We start from the raw sequence: 21,072 nt of genomic DNA on the forward strand, positions 1-21,072 counted from the left end.
CCTGCCAGAGGCAGGCCTGGCCGATGGCGAAGCGCGGCATGTGGAGCCGGTCCGGGATGACTTCAACGAGATCCATGACCGCGACCGTAGTGCCCTCACCCGCCCCGGACGCCCGACTTCGCCGGGAGCGGAGTACGCCCAGGGTGCACTGCGCCCTGGGCGTACGCGGGAACCCCGCCGCGTCGGAGCCGGACGGCCTCGGCAGGCCTCGGACGGCCTCGGACGGTGTCAGACGCTCTTGGACGCCGCGTAGTTCACCAGGAACAGGGCCTCGGCGACCGACAGCCGCTCCAGCTCCTCCGGGGAGACGCTCTCGTTCACCGCGTGGATCTGCGCCTCCGGCTCGCTCAGACCGATGAGCAGCATCTCCGCCCGCGGGTAGAGGGAGGTCAGCGTGTTGCACAGGGGGATCGACCCGCCCATGCCGCTGATCTGCATCTCCTGGCCGTCGTACGCCTCCCGCAGGGCCGCCGCCATCGACGCGTACGCCGGGCTGCTCGTGTCCGCCTGGAAGGGCTGGCCCTGGCCCACGACCTCGAGCTCCAGCTTCGCCTTCCACGGGGTGTGCGCCACGAGGTGCGCTTCGAGGAGCTTGATGGCCTCGGCGGTGTCCACGCCCGGCGGCACGCGCAGGCTGATCAGCGCGCCCGCACTCGCGTGCACCGAGGGGGTCGCGCCGACGACGGGCGGGCAGTCGATGCCGAGCACGGTGACGGCGGGACGGGCCCACAGCCGGTCCGCGATGGTGCCCTCGCCGATCAGCTCGACGCCGTCCAGCACCTTCGCGTCGGCGCGGAAGTCCGCCTCCGGGTACTGGAGGCCCTCCCAGACGGCGTCCGAGGCCAGGCCGTCCACGGTCGTCGAACCGTCCTCCGAGCGCAGCGAGTCCAGCAGGCGGATCAGCGCGGCGAGCGCGTCCGGCGCGACCCCGCCGAACATGCCGGAGTGCAGGTTGCCGCCGAGGGTGTCGATCCTGACCTTGATCAGGGTCATCCCGCGCAGGGTGGCCGTCACCGTCGGCAGGCCGAGGCGGAAGTTGCCCGCGTCGCCGATGACGATGGTGTCGGCGGCCAGCAGCCCGGGGTTGGCCTCGGCGTACTGCTGGAGTCCTCCGGTGCCCTGCTCCTCCGAGCCCTCGACGATCACCTTGACGCTGACGGGCACGCCGCCGTTGGCCTTCAGGGCGCGCAGGGCGAGCAGGTGCATGATGAAGCCGCCCTTGCAGTCGGCGGCGCCGCGCCCGTACCAGCGGCCGTCGCGCTCGGTCAGCTCGAAGGCGGGGGAGATCCAGGCGGCGTCGTCCAGCGGCGGCTGCACGTCGTAGTGCGCGTACAGGAGAACGGTCGGGGCGCCCTCGGGACCGGGCAGGAAGCCGTACACGGACTGGGTGCCGTCCGGGGTGTCGAGCAGCGCCACGTCCTGGAAGCCCTCGGCGCGCAGGGCGTCGGCCACCCAGTTCGCGGCGGCCTGGCTCTCGCTCTGCGGGAACTGGGCCCAGTCCGCGACCGACTGGAAGGCCACCAGCTCGGTCAGCTCCGCCTTGGCGCGGGGCATGAGCGAGGCGACGGTCTCGGCGATCGGATTCTGGGACATGGGCACGCTCCTCGTGGGTGCGACGTTGTTATGGGTGCCGGGGTACGGCGAATGCAAGGCGAAAGACTGTCACGATCCTCGCACAGAGGGACGAGGCGGCAGCTCGCCGTAGGATTTCCACGGCATCGGACCAACCGGGGATCAGGAGCAGCACCACATCGTGAGCAGCGACGACGACGTGAACGGCGCGAGCGCAGAGCAGGCCGGTCAGGGGGCGGACGAGGGGACCGCGCGGGAGGCGGCCCCGGTGGCGGGCGCCCCGGTGGGGGCGGTCCCGGCCGGGGCCGCCGGAGGGACGGACGCGGAGGCGGCCGAAGAGGAGCCCGGCGAGGCGGGTGAGCCGGGCGGGGGCACGGGGGAGGTGTGGGACGTCGTCGTGGTCGGCGCCGGACCGGCCGGAGCGTCGGCGGCGTACGCGGCGGCCACCGCCGGGCGCAGCGTCCTGCTGCTGGAAAAGGCGGAGCTGCCCCGGTACAAGACCTGCGGCGGCGGCATCATCGGCCCCTCGCGCGACGCCCTCCCGCCGGGCTTCGTCCTGCCGCTCCAGGACCGCGTCCACGCGGTCACCTTCTCCCTGGACGGCAAGCTGGCCCGGACCCGGCGTTCGAAGAACATGCTGTTCGGGCTCGTCAACCGGCCCGAGTTCGACGCGGCGCTGGTCGCGGAGGCGGAGAAGGCCGGCGCGACCATCCGCACGGGTACGGCCGTGTCCCGGGTCGAGCAGCACGGCGCGGCCGTACCGGACCGCCGTACGGTCGCGGTGGTGCTCGCGGACGGCGAGACCGTACTGGCCCGGGCGGTGGTCGGCGCGGACGGCAGCGCCAGCCGGATCGGCGCCCACGTCGGCGTGGAGACGGACCAGGTCGACCTCGGTCTGGAGGCGGAGATCCCGGTACCGGAGACGGTCGCCGAGGACTGGAAGGGCCGCGTCCTGATCGACTGGGGTCCGCTGCCCGGCAGTTACGGCTGGGTCTTCCCCAAGGGCGACACGCTGACCGTCGGGGTCATCTCGGCGAAGGGCGACGGGGCGGCCACCAAGCGGTACCTCGACGACTTCATCGCCCGGCTGGGCCTGGCCGGCTTCGAACCGGCCGTCTCCTCCGGACACCTGACGCGCTGCCGCAAGCCCGACTCCCCGCTCTCGCGCGGCCGGGTGCTGGTGGCCGGTGACGCGGCCGGTCTCCTGGAGCCGTGGACCCGGGAGGGCATCTCCTTCGCGCTGCGCTCGGGGCGGCTCGCGGGGGAGTGGGCCGTGAAGATCTCCGAGGCGCAGGACGCGGTGGACGCGCGGCGCCAGGCCCTGAACTACGCCTTCGCGGTCAAGGCCGGCCTCGGTGTGGAAATGGCCGTCGGCAAGCGGATGCTGACCGTCTTCGAGGCCCGTCCGGGGCTGATGCACGCGGTGCTCACGGGCCTGCGGCCGGCCTGGACGGCCTTCGCCCGCATCACGCGCGGTTCGACGACCCTGCCCGACCTGGTCCGTACGCACCCGCTGGCCCGCAGGGCACTGCACCTCCTGGACGACAGCCAGGCGCGCGGCCGCCGGGGGTAGGGGCTTCGCGGGACCGCGGCGGGCTCGCGGGGCTGAGAGCCCGCCGCGGAGCGCCGGTTTCCCTCGGTGCCGGCGCTCCGCCGTATCCGGGGGCCACTGCGGCCGCCGGCCGCCGGACGGCCTTCGGGAGCCGGCCGTGCTCAGCGGGACACCGTGATGCGGAAGACGGGGTGGTCGCCGGCGGCGGCCCTGAGTTCGGCGTCCGTGGACTTGGCGGTGACGCCCTGGAAGAACCGGTTGACCTCCCAGCCCCACTTCTCCAGGTAGGTGCGCAGCACGGCCGCCTTCTGCGCCGGATCGGTCAGCTCCTCCGTGGTGAAGGTGCGGATCCTGCGGCCGACGCGCAGCTCGCCGCCGCCCGCCGCGCGCATGTTGCGGACCCACTGGGAGTGGCCGCGGGCCGAGACGAGGTACTGGACGCCCTCGTGGGTGTGCGGGTTGACGGGGATGCGCTGCATCGTGCCGGAGGTGCGGCCGCGCACCGACAGCTCGGCCGTGCCGGCCAGGCTGATGCCGAGGCGGGCGAGCTTGCCGAAGAGTGCGTTGAAGCGGACGGCGAAGCGGCCGGCCTGGGCGTAGTACGGGGCGGACGCGGTCATGGTGGCCTCCGGGCGCTGGCGGGGTCGAAGAAGTTCTCGTTCCGAGAGCACTGCTCTCGCTTGAGATCAGTGTGCACGGATCGGTGCACCAAAACAAGAGCAGTGCTCTCGCAAGTGTGCGCTGCTCTGATCTTTGTGCACTGCTCCAGGGGCATGGCACACTGCTCCGCATGAGCACCGTGCGAGGAGCCAGGGAACGGGCCCGTATCGAGGTCACCGCCGCCATCAAGGACGAGGCGCGCCGCAGGCTGGCCGCCGAGGGCGCCGCCAAACTCTCCCTCCGGGCCGTCGCCCGCGAGCTGGGCATGGTCTCCTCCGCCCTCTACCGCTACTTCCCCAGCCGTGACGAACTGCTCACCGCGCTGATCATCGACGCCTACGACAGCCTCGGCGCCGCCGCCGAAGCCGCCGACGCCACCGCCCTCGCCGCCGGTGCCCCGCCCCGCGCCCGCTGGACCGAGGTCTGCGGGGCCGTCCGCACCTGGGCGCTGGCCCACCCGCACGAGTACGCCCTCGTCTACGGCTCGCCGGTCCCCGGCTACACCGCCCCCCTCGACACGGTCGGCCCCGCCTCCCGCGTCGCCAACGTCCTCATCGGCATCCTGCGCACCGCCTACCAAGGCCGCGGCCTCGCCCTGCCGCCCCTGCCCGCCGCGCTGCGCCCCGAAGCCGCCCGGATGACCGGGGACTTCGCCGAGGGCCTGCCCCCGGAGGTGACGGCGGCCCTGGTCGCGGCCTGCGCTCAGCTCGTCGGCCTCGTCTCCTTCGAGCTGTTCGGCCAGTTCAACCGGGTCGTCGAGGAGCGCGAGGCCTTCTTCGCGCACGCGTCCGGGCAGCTGGCGCACTCGGTCGGACTGCCGGCCGTATAGCCGCAGGCCGCTTCGGCCGCTTCGGCCGCATCGGCTGGGCGGCCGGGTGCGCGACCCGGCCCCGGTGACAAGTCGCTTGTCTGTTCCTCATACCAATCCGGGTGGTTCGCCCGTCGCCGGGTTTCCGCGCGTCTAGTGTTCCTCGGGTCCCCGCCCCCGCCGCAGCCGGAGGAACAGCCGTGCCACCCGCCCGCGTACTGAAGGCGTTGTACGCCGTCGTCCTGGTCGGCCTGCTGGCCGCCCCGGCGCCGGCGGTACCCGCCTCGGCGAGACAGACGGCGTCACCGGTGACGCCCACTCCCCGGATACCCGGTGTGCGCGGCCTGGAGATCGGCGTCCCCGCCTACGTCTGGGCCGACGACCCGGTGCTGTCCGCCCTCACCTCCACCGGCCCCGCCGCCTCCGTCGTCGTGCTCAACCCCGGCAACGGCGACGCCCCCTTCGACGGCCCCTGGCGCGCCCGCGCGGACGCCCTGCGCGCCGGCACCACCGCCACCGGCGAGAAGACCAAGGTCCTCGGCTACGTCCACACCGACCACGGCAACCGGGACATCGAGGCCGTGAAGGCCTCCATCGACAACTACCTCAAGCCGTCGGACGACGAGGAGGGCGACGACGAGGGCGACGAGGACGGGGGCGAAGACGGCGGCGAAGACGGCGGCTCCCGGCTCCACGTCGACGGCATCTTCTTCGACGTGGTCAGCCGCGACTGCGGCCCCGGCAACGCCACCCGAGACCACTACGCCGCACTGCGCCGCCACGTCCAGGACACCATGCACGCCGCCGACCCGGACGTGGACGAACTCGTCGTCAACAACCCCGGCACCGCCATCGCCGACTGCTACCTCGACCCGTCCCACCGCACGGCCGACGTCTTCGTCACGTACGAGGACACGTACGCGGCGTACACCACGGGCGGCTGGCAGGGGAACGTCTTCGGCACCGGGGGCGGCTACCGCGACGGTGCCGAACTCGACCCGAGCGGCACCGCGTTCTGGCACCTCGTCCACGAGGTCCCGGACAGCGCCGCCATGCGCACCACCCTGCGCACCGCGTTCACCCGCGGCGCCGGCTACGCCTACGCGACGAGCGCCGCGATGCCCAACCCCTGGGACACGGCCCCCGCCTGGAAGTACCGCTCCCAGACCGCCTACGCGGCCACGCTGGGAGGGGCGGAGCCGGCCGGCTGACGCTCCGGCCCTCAGTCCTCCCCACCGGGAGCGTCCTTCGTCCACGACATGGTCACCCTCAGGTGGCAGTTGGCGGTGCTCTTGGTGATCACGGCCCCGGCCTCGACCGCGAGATCGATGCCGAACTCGAACGTGATCCCGTCCGGGCCCGCCTTGCGCAGCTGGTCGAGCGTGGCGCGCGCCGCCTGGGTGACCGAGCCCAGGGCGTCCTGGAGGGTCTGCGGCAGCTGGTGGACGGCATCGCCGACGCGCCCCGCCTTGACCGGCCCCTGCGCCGCGCCGGGAGCCTCGACGAGCAGGGTGCCGCCGTCCGCCAGCGGGATCCGGGCCAGCTGCGTCATGGCTCCTCCTCCGGTGGGTCCCCGCTCCCTCCCGACGATCCCGGAGTCGCCGGTGCGCCGCACGCGCGGTGGCCCGTACGGATGACCGGCCCACCGCACGGCTCCCCGCCCGCGGTTCGCGGCCTGCGGTTCGCGGCCCGGGGTTCGAGGACTGCGGCGCGAGGCCTACGGCAGGAGGCCGGCGCCGAACGGGCCGTCCGGGGCGAAGGCGTGGGCGGCGAAGCGGGCGCCGATGAGGCGGTGGGTGGCCGGGCCCGGGTGGAGGTCGTCGGGGAGCGGGACCTCGGCGAAGTCGGCCTCGCCGTAGAGGCCGAGGCCGTCGAGGTGGTGGAGGTTCGGGTCGGCGGCGGCCCGGCCGCGCACGATCCGGGCCAGCTCCTCCCGGACGACCCTGAGGGTCAGCTTCCCCGCGGCCACTTCCGCCGGGTCTCCCGTCGCCCTGAACCGGAGGCTGCCGTCGGCGAGTTCGGAGAAGTCGGCGGCGGTGGGCCCCGGGGTGTCCTCGTGGAGGGGGCACAGGATCGGTGAGACGACCAGCAGCGGAGTGGTGGGGTGCCCCTCGCGGATCGTGTCGAGGAAGCCGTGCACGGCCGGGCCGAAGGCGCGCAGCCGCATCGCGTCGTGGTTCACCAGGTTGATGCCGATCTTGACGCTGATCAGGTCGGCCGGGGTGTCCCGCAGGGCGCGGGCGGTGAACGGGTCGAGCAGGGCGCTGCCGCTGAGGCCCAGGTTGACCAGCTCCACCCCGCCGAGGGCGGCGGCCAGCGCCGGCCAGGTCGTGCCGGGGCTCGCCGCGTTGGAACCGTGACTGATCGAACTGCCGTGATGCAGCCATACCCTGCGGCCCCGGTCCGGGACGGGTTCGACGGGGGCGTCGGTCCGCAGGGCGACCAACTCGGTGACCTCGTTGTGCGGGAGCCAGATCTCCACGTCCTTGACCCGGCCGGGCAGCCCGGAGAAGCGGACCGTGCCGACCGGGCCGGGGGCCGTCTCGGCCGACCCGGTGGCCATGTCGACCGTCACGACGTGCCCGCCCGTCACCGAACCCTGTCCGGCCGGCCGGCCGTCGACGAGCAGGTCGTACAGGCCGTCGGGGCGCGGCGGGGCGCCACGGTAGGCCATCTTGGTGCGCACGGCGTCCAGTTCGACGACCGTCGCCCGGGTGCGGAACACCAGCCGCACCCCGGAGGGCTGGGCCTCCGCCATGGCCAGCTGCCCGTCGGCGCACTGGGCGCGGGCCCGGGCCGGCAGCCGGTGCGGCCGCACCCCGAGCGCCGTGCGCTCCACCTCCAGGGCCCCGCGCAGCCAGCGCTCTTCCACGGGGGTGGTGGTCCATCCGGGTGAGGCCGCGGAGGAGCCGGGCGACGACGAGGACGACGCGGACGGAGAAGACGGGGAGGAGGGGGAGGAGGGGGAGGACGCGGAGCTCATGGCGCCAGCCTGCCAACCCGCCTCCGGCTCCGCACGCCGATTTCCCCGGTCCCTCCCGCCCCCACCCGGCGCGCGGCCCTCCTCCCGGACTCAGATGCCCGACGTCTCCTGCCACAACCGCGCCAGCGACGCGTCCCCGCGTACGCCCGGACCGGCCAGCGGCACCCGGTTCCACAGGGCCGCGTACAGCCAGGACGCCTCCCCGATCACCTCGCAGTCCGGCTCCTCACCGGTGTCCCCCCGCACCGTACGGGCCGGCTCCTTCGACAGGTGGACCGTCCACACCGCGCCCGTGTCCGCCGCCCGGACCCGCAGCACCCGGGGCTCCTCGGTCCGCACGCGGCTGCGCGGCCGGGCGTGGAAGCCGGTCAGCAGCTCGTCCACCCCGTCCTCCGCGAACTCCGGGGCAACCGGCGAGAAGGCGATCCCCCGCGCGGACTCGGCGTCGAAACGGTGCACGGCCGTCTCGTGGGCCTGCCGCCGCGCCCAGAACGCCAGCGGCGACGGCGGCGCCGTCGGCAGGAAGGTGAAGCACACCACCTCCTCCGGTGCCCCGGACAGGGTCCGGACCAGGTCGGAGTGCCCCTCCCGGAACCAGGCCAGCAGCTCGGCCCCCGTCAGCTCCGGCGGCTCCGGGAACGGCACCCGCTCCACCAGGCCGTCCCGCACGTAACCGGCCGCCCAGCGGTGCACCGCCCCGGTGTGCCGCAGCAGGTCGGCGACCCGCCACTGCGGACAGGTGGGCACCAGGGCGTCCGTACCCGCGCGCTCGGCCTGATCGGCGAGCAGCCCGCCCTCCCGGGCCAGGGTCTCCACGTACTCGATGATCTTCATGCCGCGAGTCTGCCAGCCGCTCCCCGACAATGGAGGGGTGGACGGGGAACTCTTCCCGCGCGGGGAACTCTTCCCGCGCGAGCGGGCCGAGATCGCGCCCGGCGCCGTGCACCTGCCCGACTGGCTCGGGCCCCGGCGCCAGCGGGAGCTGCTCGACGCCTGCCGCGCCTGGGCCCTGCCGCCCGCCGGGCTGCGCACCGTGCGCACCCCCGGCGGCGGGACGATGACCGCCCGGCAGGTGTGCCTGGGCCTGCACTGGTACCCGTACGCCTACGCGCGCACCGCCGTCGACGGGGACGGGGCGCCCGTCAAGCCGATGCCCGGCTGGCTCGCGGAGCTGGGCCGGCGGGCCGTCGCCGACGCGTACGGGACGCCCCCGCCGCGCGCGGAGGCGTACGACATCGCCCTCGTGAACTTCTACGACGGCGATTCCCGCATGGGCATGCACCGCGACGCCGAGGAGCGGTCGGGGGCCCCTGTGGTCTCGCTCAGCCTCGGCGACTCCTGCCTCTTCCGCTTCGGCAACACCGACTCCCGGGGCCGCCCGTACCGGGACGTCGAGCTGCGCAGCGGGGACCTGTTCGTCTTCGGCGGCCCCAGCCGGCTCGCCTACCACGGTGTGCCGAAGGTGCTGCCCGGCACCGGCCCGGCGGGACTGGGGCTGAAGGGGCGCCTCAACATCACCTTGCGGGTCGGCGGCCTGGATCCCTAGGGCCTGTCGTCAAACTGCCGTCGTCGCCGGCGGGGCAGACGGAAGTTTGACGACAGGGCCTAGTGCCGTGCCGGGCGCCGCGACGCGGTGAGCCGTTCCGGCCACAGCACCAGACGGCCTGGCCGGGAGCGGGAGGTGTGGCCCGATCATGCGAGGATCCCTCCATGAACGGCAACGGGGCCCCGCTGGGGGCGGGGGACGCGAGCACGGCGTCGGCGGCGTCCGCGAGGACCAAGCTGGAGCGCGGGCGCGGCGCACTCGGCCCGGCGCTGGAGCTCGTCCACACCGGCCGGGCCCCGACGCGGGCGGTCCTGACGGCGGAGCTCGGCGTCACCCGCGCCACGGCCGGGGCCGTCGCCGCGGAGCTGGAGGCGCTCGGCCTGATCAGCGTCGACTCCCGCCCGGGCGGCGCGGGCGGCACCCAGGGCCGGCCCTCGCACCGGCTCGCCGTCGACGAGAACGGCCCCGTGGCGCTGGCCGCGCAGGTGCACCCGGACGGGTTCAGGGCCGCGCTGGTCGGCCTCGGCGGGCGCATCGTGGCCACCGCACCCGGCAAGGTCACCGTTTCCGCCGACCCCGCGCAGGTGCTCGGGGCGGTCGTCGACGCGGGCGCGCGGCTGCTGGCGGAGTCGGGGCGGCGCTGCGTCGGCGCGGGCCTCGCGGTGCCGTCGGCGGTCGCGGAGCCCGACGGGACCGCCCTCAACCCCCTGCACCTGGCCTGGCCGGCCGGCGCTCCGGTACGGGCCATCTTCGCCGAGTGCGTGAAGGCGGCCGGCATCGACGGACCGGCCCTGACCGGCAACGACGTCAACCTCGCCGCGCTCGCCGAGCACCGGCACGGCGCGGGCCGCAGCGCCCAGCACCTGCTCTGCGTGGCCACCGGGCACCGGGGGGTGGGCGGGGCGCTGGTGCTGGACGGCCGGCTGCACAGCGGCAGCGCGGGCCTGGCCCTGGAGGTCGGCCACCTCACCGTCAACCCGGAGGGGCGGGCCTGCCACTGCGGCAGCCGGGGCTGCCTGGACGTGGAGGCCGACCCGCTGGCCTTCCTCACCGCGGCCGGCCGCACGCCCGGGCCCGAGGTGTCGCTGCTGGCGCAGGCCCGTGAGCTGCTGCGCTCCGAGTACGCGCAGCCGTTGGTCCGGGCCGCCGCCGAGGAGCTCATCGACCGGCTCGGGCTGGGGCTGGCGGGCCTGGTCAACATCCTGAACCCGGACCGGATCATCCTCGGCGGACTGCACCGGGAGCTGCTGTACGCCGACCCGGAGCGGCTGCGCGCGGTCGTCGCCGACCGCAGCCTGTGGGGCCGCAGCGGGGGCGTGCCGATCCTGCCGTGCACCCTCGACCACAACAGCCTGGTCGGGGCGGCGGAGCTGGCGTGGCAGCCCGTACTGGACGACCCGCTCGGGGCGCTGGGCGCCGCGGCCTAGGGACCGTCCGGCGCCGCGGCCTGGGGACCGTCCGGCGCCGCGGCCTGGGGACCGTCCGGCGCCGGGTTCCGGGCCGGGGCGGGTCCGGGGGCGGGGTGCCCGCGGGGGAGTCAGCCGGGCCTGGCGCCGACCGGGGACGCTGCCGGCACGCCGGTCGCGACGGCCCGCGCGTCGACGGCGGCGAGCACCGGGTGCGCGGGCTCGCGTACGGTCTTCTTCACGCCGATTCGGACCGTGCGCGGCGGTGCCGCCGCGGGGGCCACCCGCAGCGAGAACCAGACCACCTTGCCGGTGCCGTCCGGGCGGTGGCGGGCGCCCCAGGCCTCGCTGAGCGCCTCGACGAGCGCCAGGCCGCGTCCGCAGGTCTCCAGGTCATCGGCCGCCCGCCGGACGGGCAGCCGCGGATCGCTGTCGTGGACGGATACGGTCAGGCGCCCGAGACGGAGCTCGATCTCGACCGTGCACACCTTGTCCGGCTGCGCATGGCGGTGGACGTTGCTGAGCAGCTCCGTCACGCCGAGCGCAGCCCGGTCTATGAGCGGGTCGAGCTGCCAGTGGCGCAGTTGCGCGGAGACGATTCTGCGGACCTGACCGATCCGCGCTGGCAGGGCCTGCAGTTCGACGACGCAGTGCCTGCGGGAATGACTGATCACGGCTGCGACTCCCCGACATCATTGTTACGGGTGCTGCACCCTCGGTGACGCAGTCACCAGGGTCACCCACCGTGGCGCCGCTTGCAACCGAACGCGGCAGGATGAGACCGAAAGCGATCCGCATGGAAACCCAAAGTCATCATTTGCGCAGGTGAGGGGGGTACATTGCGAAAGGAGGGGGCCACGGAACCGACAAAGGAGCAAGGCGCATGAGCACCACCGGTACCACCGGTACACCGGCCTCGAACACGGCCGGAACCGCGGTGACGACGACGGTCGACGTCGACCGCAGCGACGCCGACTACCGAGCCTGGCTCAAGGAGGCCGTGCGCAAGGTCCAGGCGGACGCCAACCGCTCCGCCGACACGCACCTGCTGCGCTTCCCGCTGCCCGAGGCGTGGGGCATCGACCTGTACCTGAAGGACGAGTCCACGCACCCCACGGGCTCCCTGAAGCACCGCCTCGCGCGTTCGCTGTTCCTGTACGCGCTCTGCAACGGCTGGATCCGCCCCGGCCGCCCGGTCATCGAGGCCTCCAGCGGCTCCACCGCCGTCTCCGAGGCGTACTTCGCGAAGCTCATCGGTGTGCCGTTCATCGCCGTGATGCCGAGGACCACCAGCCCGGAGAAGTGCCGGCTCATCGAATTCCACGGCGGCGAATGCCACTTCGTCGACGACTCGATGAAGATGTACGAGGAGTCCGCCGACCTCGCCGCCCGCACCGGCGGCCACTACATGGACCAGTTCACCTACGCCGAGCGCGCCACCGACTGGCGCGGCAACAACAACATCGCCGAGTCGATGTACCAGCAGCTGCGTCTGGAGCGGTACCCCGAGCCGGCCTGGATCGTGGCGACGGCCGGCACCGGGGGCACCTCCGCGACCATCGCGCGCTACGTCCACTACATGCAGCACGACACCCGCGTCTGCGTCCCGGACCCGGAGAACTCCTGCTTCTTCGACGGCTGGACGAACAACGACCCGCACGCGAGCAGCGACTGCGGCTCGCGCATCGAGGGCATCGGCCGGCCCCGGATGGAGCCGAGCTTCGTGCCGGGTGCCATCGACCGCATGATGAAGGTGCCGGACGCGGCGTCCGTCGCCGCCTGCCGCGCCCTCGAACAGGCCATAGGGCGCAAGGCGGGCGGCTCCACCGGCACCGGCCTGTGGAGCGCGCTGAAGATCGTCTCCGAGATGGTGGCGGAGGGCCGCAAGGGCAGCGTCGTGACCCTGCTCTGCGACCCGGGCGACCGCTACCTCGACAAGTACTACTCGGACGAGTGGCTCGCGGCCCAGGGCCTCGACATCGCCCCGTACGCGAAGACGATCCGGACCCTGCTGGAGACCGGCGACTGGCGCGAGCCGCAGGCCTGAGGCCGCGGGCCGCAGCCCTCAGGCCGGAGCCCGCGGTTCCGGGGCGGGGTCCGGGCGCCTGCGCACGGGGTCCGCGTCCGGCGCCCGCGTCCGGGGTGTGCGCACGGCTGCCGGCGGCTCAGGGGGTGCGCGCCGCGAGCCGGGTGTCCAGGGTGCGGACCGCCGTACGGAAGGACCGGCCGAGGCCCGGGCGGGCCGCGGCCAGCGCCAGGCGGAAGGGGGCCGGGCCGCCCGCCGCGAAGGTCCAGCGGACGAGGGTCCCGGCGGTGGCCGCGTCCGGGGCCAGCAGCCACTCCTCCAGCAGGGCGCTCACGCCCGGCGCGTTGGTCTCGTCGACCCGGTACGCGTACCGCAGCCCGGGATCGGCGGCCACGATCGTCTCCTGGAAGCGGACCCCGCCCATCAGCCGGACCTCCCGGCCCGCCCCGCCCCGGGTCGGCCGGGCCAGCGTGACCGCCCGGAACCAGGACGGCCAGGCCGTGACCTCCTCGGCGAGCGCCCTGTACACGGCGCCGGGCGGGGCCGCGGCCCGGGCCGTGAAGGCCAGGCGGGCCGGGGCCTCGGCTATGAAGTCCAGCTCCACGGGACGGAGTCGGCGGGCCATGGCGTTACCCCCTGGGGTGAGGCGTGCGGCGCGGGCGAGACGTACGGCGGCGCGGGTGCGCCGCGCGCACCATAGCCGGACCCCCGTCGGATGTCCCCACCCGCCGGCGGATCAGCACGCGGCCGGCAGCGCCGGCAGGTCCTCCGGGAACAGCAGGGTGAGCTCGTCCGTACCCGGGTCGGCCAGCTGCGCCACCCGGCCGGCGTGCCGCTCCACCATCGCCTCGAAGGTCTGCCGCGCGGTGCGGCCGTTGCCGAAGGCCGGGCCCTTGGGAAGCTCCGTGAAGTACTTCAGCAGCGCCTCCCCGGTGCCCTCGCCGAGCCGGTACTCGTGCTCCTCCGCCTGCTGCTCCACGATCCGCAGCAGCTCCTGCGGCCCGTAGTCCCCGAAGGTGATGGTGCGGGAGAACCGCGACGCCACCCCGGGGTTGACCGTCAGGAAGCGCTCCATCTCCTCCGTGTACCCGGCGACGATCACCACCACCGCGTCCCGGTGGTCCTCCATCAGCTTCACCAGCGTGTCGATCGCCTCGCGACCGAAGTCCCGGCCCGAGTCCTCCGGGGCCAGCGCGTACGCCTCGTCGATGAACAGCACCCCGCCCCGCGCCCGGTCGAAGGCCTCCTGCGTACGGATCGCCGTCGAGCCGATGTGCTCGCCGACCAGGTCGACGCGGGACACCTCGACCAGGTGCCCGCGCTCCAGCACCCCCAGGGAGGCCAGGATCTCCCCGTACAGCCGGGCGACCGTCGTCTTCCCCGTGCCAGGGGAGCCCGTGAACACCAGGTGCCGGCGCACCGACGCCGCCTTCAGGCCCGCCTGCTGCCGCCTGCGCCCGACCTCGATCATGTCGGTGAGGGCACGCACCTCGCGCTTGACGCTGTCCAGCCCCACCAGCGCGTCGAGCTGGCCCAGCACCTCGCCCGAGCCCCGCGCCGCCGCCGACGCGTGCGTGTGCGCCGGGACCGCTTCCGCGGGCTCCGCTCCGGCCGCGGGCCGTGAGGCCGGCACCCGGTCCGCCGCCCGAACCGCCGTGCCCCGCTCCGCCGTTGCCGTACGCGGTCCCGCGCTCCCAGGGAGCGCCCCGGCGGGTCCGCCGGCCGTGCCCGCCGGCTGGGCCGGCCGGACCGTGCCGCTCTCGTCGCCGGTGCAGTCCTCGGCCAGCGGCCCGTCCTCCGCGAACTCGTAGCCCCCGCGCGCGCAGCGCTCCGTGTGACACCGCGCCAGGGTGGCGCGGCAGCCGTCGATCACGTGGAAGCCGAAGCCCGAACTGCCCGTCACCCGGCAGGCCGTGAAGGTGCCCCGGCCGCCCGCCGACACGTAGAAGCCGGCCTCGGCGGCGGAGGTGACCGTGCACCGCTCCAGGGTGGGGTCGGCGCCCTTGGTGACGATCACACCCGTCTGCACGGAGTCGATCGTGCAGTCGGCGAGGGACCCGCCGCTGCCGTGGTCGCGGAACCACGCCCCGGTGCCCGCCTCCCTGATCCGGCAGTCGTCGAGCCGCGCGCTCGCCCCGTCGCTCACCGAGACCGCGGTGTTGCGCACCTGTGAGAGGTCGCTGTCGACCACGTCCACACGCGAACCCCGGTCCAGCACGAACAGCGCGTCCGGCACGTCGTGCAGACGGCAGGCGGCCAGCGAGGCCGTGGCCCCGTCGCTCACCCACACCGCCGGATAGTCGCCCGTGCTGTCGTGGATCTCGCAGGAGTCGGCGTCGACCCGGGTCCCCGGATCCCACACCGACAGCCCGTTGCGCCCGAACCGGCGCACCGTGGTGCGGCTGAGCGTGAGCACCGAACGGGACCGCAGGTCGACGGCGTTCTCGGGGATGTCGTGGATGTCGCAGCCGGCGAGCGTGAGCACCGCGTCGGTGTCCAGGGTGACCCCGTCGGCCGACGTACGGTGCACCGCGCAGTCGGTGAGCCGGGCCGCGGCGCGCGCCGCGATCTGCACGCCGGCGCCCTTGACCTCGTACACCTCGCAGCCCAGCGCCTCCAGGCCCGAGCCCTCGCCGGTGACCGCGATGCCCGCGCCGACGGCGTGGTGGATCCGGCAGCGCTCCAGGCGCGGGTGCCCGCCGCGCACGGAGACGCCGGCCTGCCCGGCGGCCACCACCTCGCACTCCTCGAACACCCCGCCGCCACCGTCCAGGACGGAGATCCCGACCCCGGCCGGGTTCTCCACGGTGCACCTGCGCACCAAGGGCCGGGCCCCGCCGCGCACCTCGATGCCGGACGACGAACGGGTGTGCACGCGCAGGTCGGTGAGCTCGGGCGAGCCCTCCTCGACGAGCAGTGCCGGAGCCGCCCGGTCGGCCCCCTCCAGGTACAGGTCCTGGACCACGGCCGAGGCGCACACCGTCAGCGCGATCCCGTCGAGCGGGGCGATGCGCACGGACCCGGCCACCGCTCCCTCGGGCCCGCGCAGGGTGACGGCATGGCGCAGGACCAGGTTCTCCCGGTAGGTGCCGGGGGCGATCGACAGCACGTCGCCGTCGCCCGCCGCGGCGAGCGCGGCGGTCAGCGTCGGATACTCACCGGAACGCCGCCGCCATCGCGAGGCCCCGCCGTGCGTCACCTGGACCGTGCCCTGTGCCATCGTGCTGTCGTGCCCCCACCCTGGTGTTCGCGCTGCCGGACCGGCGGAAGCGACTGAAAGCAACTGGAGCGACCGGTGCGGCCTCCGGCTCCACGGTAGCGCGCGTGGCGCCGGTGAGTGGCCAGGTCAGCTGCCTGCGCCCGCCCGGCCCCAGTCCGGTCCCGCCGCCGCCCACGCCCGGTCCAGCCCTGTGTACCGCCGATGCATGAGCCTTCGTACGACCAGCCGGCGGACCGTCTCCGCCAGCGCGGCCGCGGTCAGCGCGGCGGCCAGGCCGGCGGCGCCCGCGTGGAAGGACGCGGCGCCGGGATCGAGCGGCTGCCCCACCACCCGGCCCCGGATGTCCGTCCATATCCGGAACCGGTCGCCCGGGCGCGGTGGTTCCTCGGCCGCCGGGACCGTGCCCTGGTGGCTGCTGCCGTCGGGCGCGGTCCACGAGGCCACGATCTGCGTCCGCTCGGGCGCCTGACGCTGCGCCGACGGATCGGCGGCCGCCCCGGCGGGCGCGCCCGCCGCGGGCCGGACCACCACCGCCGGGACCAGGTACCGCTCGTCCCGCTGCTCGCGCGCGGCCCGCTGCAAGGTGCCGTCCACCTGGAGGCCCGCCACCCAGCCGACGGCCGGGGCCACCAGCAGCACGCAGACCAGCGCGGCGAACGCCACCCACGCTTCGAAGAGATCGGTCGGCCGGCGCAGCGGATTGCGCCGCCAGCGCCATACACCCATTGCTGTCCGCACGGTCCGGCTCCCCCTGCCCCATGCCTGTCTTCGTCTTGTGTATGCGGTCTTGCATGCTCCAACGGCCCCGCGCGGCCCGTTGGTTCCAGCGGATGCCGCAAGCCCCCCGAAGGTGTCATTCCGTCTGCCTGCCGTGGTCAGCGGCGCGTGGACGGGACCTCCGTGCGCGGACGGGACGTCTGTGCGCGGACGGCGCGGTCACTCCAGGACGCGCACCTCGTCGCCCACCCGCACCGTGCCCGTGACGACCGGGACCAGCTGGCGCCCGAAGGCCAGCGACTTCCCGATGCGCCGGTGCCGGGCCAGCGTCTTCAGCGGTTCCCGCCCACGCTCCGACGTCCGCTGGTCGGTGGTGGTCACGATGCAGCGGCCGCACTCGCGGACCCCGCGGAAGACGGCGTCGCCGATGGCGATGCGCCGCCAGTCGTCCTCGGCCCAGGCGGCGGCGGGCCCGCCGACCACCAGGTTGGGCCGGAAGCGGTTCATGGGCAGCGGGCCCTCCTCCGGGTGCTCGCCCTGGGCGATCAGCGCGTTGAGGGCGTCCAGCGAGGCGCTGGTGGCCAGCAGCAGCGGGTAGGCGTCCGCGAGGCTGACGGTCTCGCCGGGCAGCGCGTAGTCGGGATCGACGGGGCGGCGGCCGGCCGGGTCGTCGAGGTGCACGAGCCGCGCGGGCTGCCCGAGGTAGGCGGTGAACCACTCGGCGGCCGCGGTCGCCGCGACCACCGTCTCGATCTTCTTGCCGAACAGCACGACCGGCTCCAGCGGGCCGGGTTCGGGCACCTCCACGACGAGCGCGGGCATGCCGGGCCCCGACAGTTCGATCCGCCCGCCCGGCAGCGGCCGCGCCGACGCCAAGGCCAGCCGCGCCTGCTGGCGTTGGGTGATCACGGCGCCCGCGGTGTCGACCACGGCCCAGCGGCGGTCGCCGGCGGGTCCCCAGGGCTCCACGACGATCTCGCCGGGAGCGGTCCCCGCTACCGACTTGACGGGATGGACGTGGAGCGACTGGACGTACAAATTCGACATGGGGGCATTGTGACAGCTGCCCCCGCCGGCCCCCCGGGAACCGTGTGCACGGGACACGGTGTGCGGAGCGCCGGCGTTCCGGTCAGTAGGCGCGCTGCTGGTACTGGCGGCCGTACGGGTCCTCGTACGTGGGGACGCCCGCCGCCGAGGCGACGGGGGCCATCGGGGCCATGGGCGCCATCGGACGCGGAGCCGCCGGACGCATGGCTTCGTACCCGGTGCCCATGGCGGCCGGGCGGGGCTGCTGCGGCTGCGGCTGGGGCTGCGGCACGTACCCGGTCCGGGCCGGGAACTGTTGCTGCTGCGGGATGTACGGGGCGGGCGCGTGCTGAAGCGGAACCGGCATCTGCTGCGGCTGCGGGGCGGCCTGCTGGGGATGGCCGTAGCCGTACGAGGGCGCGGGCAGCTGCGGTGCCGCGGGCGGCAGGGCGGGCATGGACGAGGCGAGGGCCGGAAGGAATCCACCGCTCGAGTAACCGGCACTGGGGGCCTCGTAGGCGGCCGGAACGCGGATCGGGGCGATCTGCGGAGTGCCGCGTTCGGCGACGAGGGAGTCGTAGATGGGGGTGTCCGGGAAGGAGGGCGCGGAGTAGTAACCGCCGCCATAAGTGGAGCGGGGGGAGGTCATGGGAGACAAGTTAAGCCCACGACTTCACGGGGTCCATAGCCAGGTGCCGTCAACACCGCCCTGACCTGCATATTCCCAGGTCAGGGCCACAGCTTTCACTTGACGTTCACGTGCACGATTCGTCACTTCCGCCCCGTCTTGATGTCAGTCGTGCTCACTCGTCGCCCCTTGTGCCCACCCCGGCCTGACGTGCTGTCACAACGCCGTGACCTCGAATGACGTTCCCTCAGGCGGAGGTTTTGCCGCTTCTGTCCAGGTGGGTTTCAGGCGTCGCTCGGGCGGGCATAGGTACGGCCCTTCCAGGCGGCGCCGCGCCCCCGGTAGTGCTGCACGGCCGAATCGACGGTCATCAGGAGGTACAGCAGCGCCGTGAACGGCAGCAGCGGGGCCAGCGCGGCCGACAGCCGGTAGTAGCGCAGCATCGGCAGGTAGGTCCCCGCCATCAGCAGCCAGGCGAGTCCGCCCGCCCACGCCGTGGCGGCCCCGCCCGCCCACCCCGCCAGCCCGGCGAACAGCGCCACCGGCGGGACCAGGTACACCAGCGCCAGCCCGGCCACCGTCCCCGCCAGCAGCAGGGGCCGGTGGCGCAGTTGGGCGTACGCGCTGCGCGACACCATCCGCCACAGGTCCCCGAGCAAGGGGTACGGGCGCACGCTGTCCACCCGCTCCGCCAGCCCGAGCCAGATCCGCCCGCCGGACCGCTGGACGGCGCGGGCCAGCGACACGTCGTCGATCACGGCCTGGCGGATCGATTCCGGGATCCCGGCACGGACGGCCGCCTCGGTGCGCAGCAGCACGCAGCCGCCGGCCGCGGCGGCGGTCCGGGCCGCGGGACGGTTGATCCGGCGGAACGGGTACAGCTGCGCGAAGAAGTACACGAACGCGGGGACGACGAGCCGCTCCCAGAAGCCGGCCACGCGCAGCCGGGCCATCTGGGAGACCAGGTCCAGGCCGGCGGTGGTCGCGGCGGCGACCAGCTCGCGCAGGCTGTCGGGCTCGTGCGCGATGTCGGCGTCGGTCAGGAGCAGGTACTCGGGACCCCGGCCGGCGGCGCGGCCCCGGGCATGCGCGATGCCGTGACGCAGCGCCCAGAGCTTGCCGGTCCAGCCGGGCGGCGGGTCGCCCGGGCCGACCACGTCGAGCGGGAGCCCGGGCTGCTCGGCGGCCAGGCGGCGGGCGAGGGCGGCGGTGCCGTCGGTGCTGCCGTCGTCGACCAGGACGATCCGGGCCTCGCCTGGGTAGTCCTGGGCGAGGAGGGAGGGCAGGCTGCGGGGCAGCACCTCGGCCTCGTCCCTGGCCGGGACGATGACGGCGACGGCGGGCCAGCGGGCGGGGGCGCTGCGCGGCGGGAGACGGACGTCGGTACGCCAGAACATGCCGTGGGCGAGGGTCAGCCAGAGCCAGGCGGCGAGGGAGGCGCAGGCGGCGATGAGGAGGCCCATGGCGGCAGTGTCGCCGACGGGGCGGGGGCGTGTCGCCGTCTTCGGGGCGAGTCGCAGCGCGGGTGCCTCCGGCGGCGGGGGTCCCGTCCTCCCGGCAGGGCCGCGCCCCGGCCTCCGGCCCCCGGCCTCCGGTAGGGCTGGCCCCTGGGCGCCGCTGCGCTGCGGTGCTCCCGACCCGGCGCGGGGTGGGCTGCGGGGCTGTTTCCCCCACCCCGCCCCTTCCCGAAACCGGGGCCCTGCCCCGGACCCTGGGGCCCGGCCGGGCTGCCCCCGGGCCCCCCGCCTCCGGGCCCCGGCCCCCCGGTGGGCCCGGCCCGCAGCCGCCAGCCCCCGGTCCGGTTCCCCCCGGGCCCCGGCACGGTCCCCCCGGGGCCCCGCCCTCGGCCCCGGTCCCGGTCCGGTTCCCCCCGGCCCGGGTGGGGCTGCGTCCCGGGGCCGGGCGGGGCTGCGGTGCTTCCGGGTCGGCGGGGGTCCGGGCTGGTCCGGGGTGGGGAGGGGTGGCGGGGCCGGGGTGGGGTGGACGGGTCGACTAAGGTGACCAGGTGAAGATCGCGCTCATGGACTCGGGAATCGGCCTCCTCGCTGCGGCCGCCGCGACGCGTCGGCTGCGGCCCGACGCCGATCTGCTGCTGTCCTCCGACCCCGACGGGATGCCCTGGGGGCCCCGTACGCCCGCCGACCTCACCGAGCGGGCCCGCGCCGTCGCCCGGGCCGCGGCCGCGCACGGCCCCGACGCGCTGATCGTGGCCTGCAACACCGCCTCCGTGCACTCCCTGAACGCCCTGCGGGCCGATCTGGAGCCCGGGATCCCCGTCGTCGGCACCGTCCCGGCGATCAAGCCCGCCGCGGCCGCCGCCGGGCGGGTGGCGATCTGGGCCACCCCCGCCACCACCGGCAGCCCGTACCAGCGGGGGCTGATCCGCGACTTCGCCGCCGGAGTCCCCGTCACCGAGGTGCCCTGCCCCGGTCTCGCCGACGCCGTCGACCGCTGTGACGAGGCCGCCGTCGTCCGCGCCGTCGAGGCCGCCGCCGAGCTCACCCCGGCCGACGTCACGGACGTGGTCCTCGGCTGCACCCACTACGAGCTCGTCGAGGAGACCATCCGGGCCGCCCTCGCCGCCCGCACCGGGGGAGCGGAGATCGTGTTCCACGGTTCCGCCGAGGCCGTCGCCGTACAGGCGCTGCGCCGCATCGGCGTCGAACCGGCGCCGGAGCTGCCCCGCACCGGCGGGCTGACCGTGCTGCACAGCGGGCGGCCGTCCGTCCTGTCGGACGCCGCCCTGGGCTACGCCGAAGGCCGGCTCCTCGCGGACCGGGAGCAGGCCCACCAGCGCTGAGAGGACGGGCGGCGAAAGGCGGTTTCACCGGACGGGCCGGGCTCGCATACTGGGCCCGTGGATGCCTATGCCAAGCACCTTCCCGCCGGGGTGATACCGGCAAGTGATGTGCGGACATGGGGCGTTGA

The 21,072-nt window shown here is 74.8% G+C and carries 19 protein-coding genes; 7 read left to right on the plus strand and 12 right to left on the minus strand.

Going from position 1 to position 21,072, the window contains the following annotated elements; all coding sequences use genetic code 11:
* Positions 1-228: 228 nt before the first annotated feature.
* Entirely contained in the window at positions 229-1,593 is a 1,365-nt protein-coding gene (locus AC069X_RS02890) for a M20/M25/M40 family metallo-hydrolase (protein ID WP_478724410.1), read from the minus strand.
* A 361-nt stretch (positions 1,594-1,954) separates the two neighbouring features.
* Here AC069X_RS02890 and AC069X_RS02895 point away from each other — a divergent pair, with 361 nt between their 5' ends.
* Positions 1,955-3,145, plus strand: coding sequence for a geranylgeranyl reductase family protein (locus AC069X_RS02895; protein ID WP_478725083.1), 1,191 nt, complete (start codon positions 1,955-1,957; stop codon positions 3,143-3,145).
* Between the two features lie 140 nt (positions 3,146-3,285).
* Here AC069X_RS02895 and AC069X_RS02900 read toward each other — a convergent pair whose 3' ends face one another.
* Positions 3,286-3,744: a nitroreductase/quinone reductase family protein gene (locus AC069X_RS02900; protein ID WP_478724412.1), complete on the minus strand. Its 459-nt coding sequence runs from the start codon at positions 3,742-3,744 to the stop codon at positions 3,286-3,288.
* A gap of 170 nt (positions 3,745-3,914) precedes the next feature.
* Here AC069X_RS02900 and AC069X_RS02905 point away from each other — a divergent pair, with 170 nt between their 5' ends.
* Both AC069X_RS02905 and AC069X_RS02910 read left to right on the plus strand, forming a co-directional pair.
* Positions 3,915-4,613: a TetR/AcrR family transcriptional regulator gene (locus tag AC069X_RS02905; RefSeq protein ID WP_478724414.1), complete on the plus strand. Its 699-nt coding sequence runs from the start codon at positions 3,915-3,917 to the stop codon at positions 4,611-4,613.
* Positions 4,614-4,792: 179 nt separating this feature from the next.
* Positions 4,793-5,803, plus strand: coding sequence for a spherulation-specific family 4 protein (locus AC069X_RS02910; protein ID WP_478724416.1), 1,011 nt, complete (start codon positions 4,793-4,795; stop codon positions 5,801-5,803).
* An 11-nt stretch (positions 5,804-5,814) separates the two neighbouring features.
* Here the strand turns inward: AC069X_RS02910 and AC069X_RS02915 are convergent, their stop codons facing one another.
* The 3 genes from AC069X_RS02915 to AC069X_RS02925 all read right to left on the minus strand — a co-directional run bounded on the left by AC069X_RS02915 (position 5,815) and on the right by AC069X_RS02925 (position 8,409).
* Positions 5,815-6,144 (minus strand): CU044_2847 family protein, encoded by a 330-nt coding sequence (locus tag AC069X_RS02915; protein ID WP_478724418.1) that lies wholly within the window; start codon positions 6,142-6,144, stop codon positions 5,815-5,817.
* 165 nt (positions 6,145-6,309) lie between these two features.
* Positions 6,310-7,575, minus strand: a complete 1,266-nt coding sequence (locus tag AC069X_RS02920; RefSeq protein WP_478724420.1) for a GDSL-type esterase/lipase family protein — start codon at positions 7,573-7,575, stop codon at positions 6,310-6,312.
* 90 nt (positions 7,576-7,665) lie between these two features.
* On the minus strand, positions 7,666-8,409 hold the full coding sequence (locus AC069X_RS02925; protein WP_478724421.1) for a maleylpyruvate isomerase family mycothiol-dependent enzyme: 744 nt from the start codon (positions 8,407-8,409) through the stop codon (positions 7,666-7,668).
* A gap of 37 nt (positions 8,410-8,446) precedes the next feature.
* On the opposite strand from AC069X_RS02925, the gene AC069X_RS02930 reads away from it, so the two are divergent.
* Both AC069X_RS02930 and AC069X_RS02935 read left to right on the plus strand, forming a co-directional pair.
* The gene (locus tag AC069X_RS02930; RefSeq protein WP_478724423.1) at positions 8,447-9,121 is read left to right on the plus strand and encodes an alpha-ketoglutarate-dependent dioxygenase AlkB family protein; all 675 of its coding nucleotides are present in this window, start codon (positions 8,447-8,449) and stop codon (positions 9,119-9,121) included.
* A gap of 164 nt (positions 9,122-9,285) precedes the next feature.
* Complete coding sequence (locus AC069X_RS02935) at positions 9,286-10,548, plus strand: ROK family protein (RefSeq protein ID WP_478724425.1); 1,263 nt, start codon at positions 9,286-9,288, stop codon at positions 10,546-10,548.
* Between the two features lie 110 nt (positions 10,549-10,658).
* On the opposite strand, the gene AC069X_RS02940 is transcribed toward AC069X_RS02935, so the two are convergent.
* On the minus strand, positions 10,659-11,201 hold the full coding sequence (locus AC069X_RS02940) for an ATP-binding protein (protein WP_478724427.1): 543 nt from the start codon (positions 11,199-11,201) through the stop codon (positions 10,659-10,661).
* 209 nt (positions 11,202-11,410) lie between these two features.
* On the opposite strand from AC069X_RS02940, the gene AC069X_RS02945 reads away from it, so the two are divergent.
* Positions 11,411-12,574 (plus strand): PLP-dependent cysteine synthase family protein, encoded by a 1,164-nt coding sequence (locus AC069X_RS02945; protein WP_478724428.1) that lies wholly within the window; start codon positions 11,411-11,413, stop codon positions 12,572-12,574.
* Between the two features lie 118 nt (positions 12,575-12,692).
* On the opposite strand, the gene AC069X_RS02950 is transcribed toward AC069X_RS02945, so the two are convergent.
* From AC069X_RS02950 to AC069X_RS02975, 6 genes are all read right to left on the minus strand, one after another.
* Complete coding sequence (locus AC069X_RS02950; RefSeq protein ID WP_478724430.1) at positions 12,693-13,178, minus strand: SRPBCC family protein; 486 nt, start codon at positions 13,176-13,178, stop codon at positions 12,693-12,695.
* A gap of 111 nt (positions 13,179-13,289) precedes the next feature.
* Positions 13,290-15,773, minus strand: coding sequence for a right-handed parallel beta-helix repeat-containing protein (locus AC069X_RS02955; protein WP_478724431.1), 2,484 nt, complete (start codon positions 15,771-15,773; stop codon positions 13,290-13,292).
* Positions 15,774-15,899: 126 nt separating this feature from the next.
* Entirely contained in the window at positions 15,900-16,499 is a 600-nt protein-coding gene (locus AC069X_RS02960) for an Rv1733c family protein (protein WP_478724433.1), read from the minus strand.
* 210 nt (positions 16,500-16,709) lie between these two features.
* Positions 16,710-17,537: an MOSC domain-containing protein gene (locus AC069X_RS02965; RefSeq protein WP_478724435.1), complete on the minus strand. Its 828-nt coding sequence runs from the start codon at positions 17,535-17,537 to the stop codon at positions 16,710-16,712.
* An 82-nt stretch (positions 17,538-17,619) separates the two neighbouring features.
* Positions 17,620-18,165 (minus strand): DUF6643 family protein, encoded by a 546-nt coding sequence (locus tag AC069X_RS02970; protein WP_478724437.1) that lies wholly within the window; start codon positions 18,163-18,165, stop codon positions 17,620-17,622.
* A gap of 263 nt (positions 18,166-18,428) precedes the next feature.
* Positions 18,429-19,607, minus strand: a complete 1,179-nt coding sequence (locus AC069X_RS02975) for a glycosyltransferase (RefSeq protein WP_478724439.1) — start codon at positions 19,605-19,607, stop codon at positions 18,429-18,431.
* A 542-nt stretch (positions 19,608-20,149) separates the two neighbouring features.
* Between AC069X_RS02975 and AC069X_RS02980 the strand changes: the two genes are divergently transcribed.
* On the plus strand, positions 20,150-20,944 hold the full coding sequence (locus AC069X_RS02980) for a glutamate racemase (protein ID WP_478724441.1): 795 nt from the start codon (positions 20,150-20,152) through the stop codon (positions 20,942-20,944).
* The last annotated feature ends 128 nt before the right edge of the window (positions 20,945-21,072 follow it).

The sequence above is a fragment of the Streptomyces sp. NPDC043896 genome (assembly GCF_056435605.1).

What these genes read in the sequence shown, in the direction of transcription:
- AC069X_RS02960 (WP_478724433.1), bottom strand. Translation starts at nt 16,499, where the DNA reads ATGGGTGTATGGCGCTGGCGGCGCAATCCGCTGCGCCGGCCGACCGAT.
- AC069X_RS02945 (WP_478724428.1), top strand. Translation starts at nt 11,411, where the DNA reads ATGAGCACCACCGGTACCACCGGTACACCGGCCTCGAACACGGCCGGA.
- AC069X_RS02905 (WP_478724414.1), top strand. Translation starts at nt 3,915, where the DNA reads ATGAGCACCGTGCGAGGAGCCAGGGAACGGGCCCGTATCGAGGTCACC.
- AC069X_RS02975 (WP_478724439.1), bottom strand. Translation starts at nt 19,607, where the DNA reads ATGGGCCTCCTCATCGCCGCCTGCGCCTCCCTCGCCGCCTGGCTCTGG.
- AC069X_RS02900 (WP_478724412.1), bottom strand. Translation starts at nt 3,744, where the DNA reads ATGACCGCGTCCGCCCCGTACTACGCCCAGGCCGGCCGCTTCGCCGTC.
- AC069X_RS02925 (WP_478724421.1), bottom strand. Translation starts at nt 8,409, where the DNA reads ATGAAGATCATCGAGTACGTGGAGACCCTGGCCCGGGAGGGCGGGCTG.
- AC069X_RS02950 (WP_478724430.1), bottom strand. Translation starts at nt 13,178, where the DNA reads ATGGCCCGCCGACTCCGTCCCGTGGAGCTGGACTTCATAGCCGAGGCC.
- AC069X_RS02935 (WP_478724425.1), top strand. Translation starts at nt 9,286, where the DNA reads ATGAACGGCAACGGGGCCCCGCTGGGGGCGGGGGACGCGAGCACGGCG.
- AC069X_RS02965 (WP_478724435.1), bottom strand. Translation starts at nt 17,537, where the DNA reads ATGTCGAATTTGTACGTCCAGTCGCTCCACGTCCATCCCGTCAAGTCG.
- AC069X_RS02955 (WP_478724431.1), bottom strand. Translation starts at nt 15,773, where the DNA reads ATGGCACAGGGCACGGTCCAGGTGACGCACGGCGGGGCCTCGCGATGG.
- AC069X_RS02920 (WP_478724420.1), bottom strand. Translation starts at nt 7,575, where the DNA reads ATGAGCTCCGCGTCCTCCCCCTCCTCCCCCTCCTCCCCGTCTTCTCCG.
- AC069X_RS02970 (WP_478724437.1), bottom strand. Translation starts at nt 18,165, where the DNA reads ATGACCTCCCCCCGCTCCACTTATGGCGGCGGTTACTACTCCGCGCCC.
- AC069X_RS02915 (WP_478724418.1), bottom strand. Translation starts at nt 6,144, where the DNA reads ATGACGCAGCTGGCCCGGATCCCGCTGGCGGACGGCGGCACCCTGCTC.
- AC069X_RS02890 (WP_478724410.1), bottom strand. Translation starts at nt 1,593, where the DNA reads ATGTCCCAGAATCCGATCGCCGAGACCGTCGCCTCGCTCATGCCCCGC.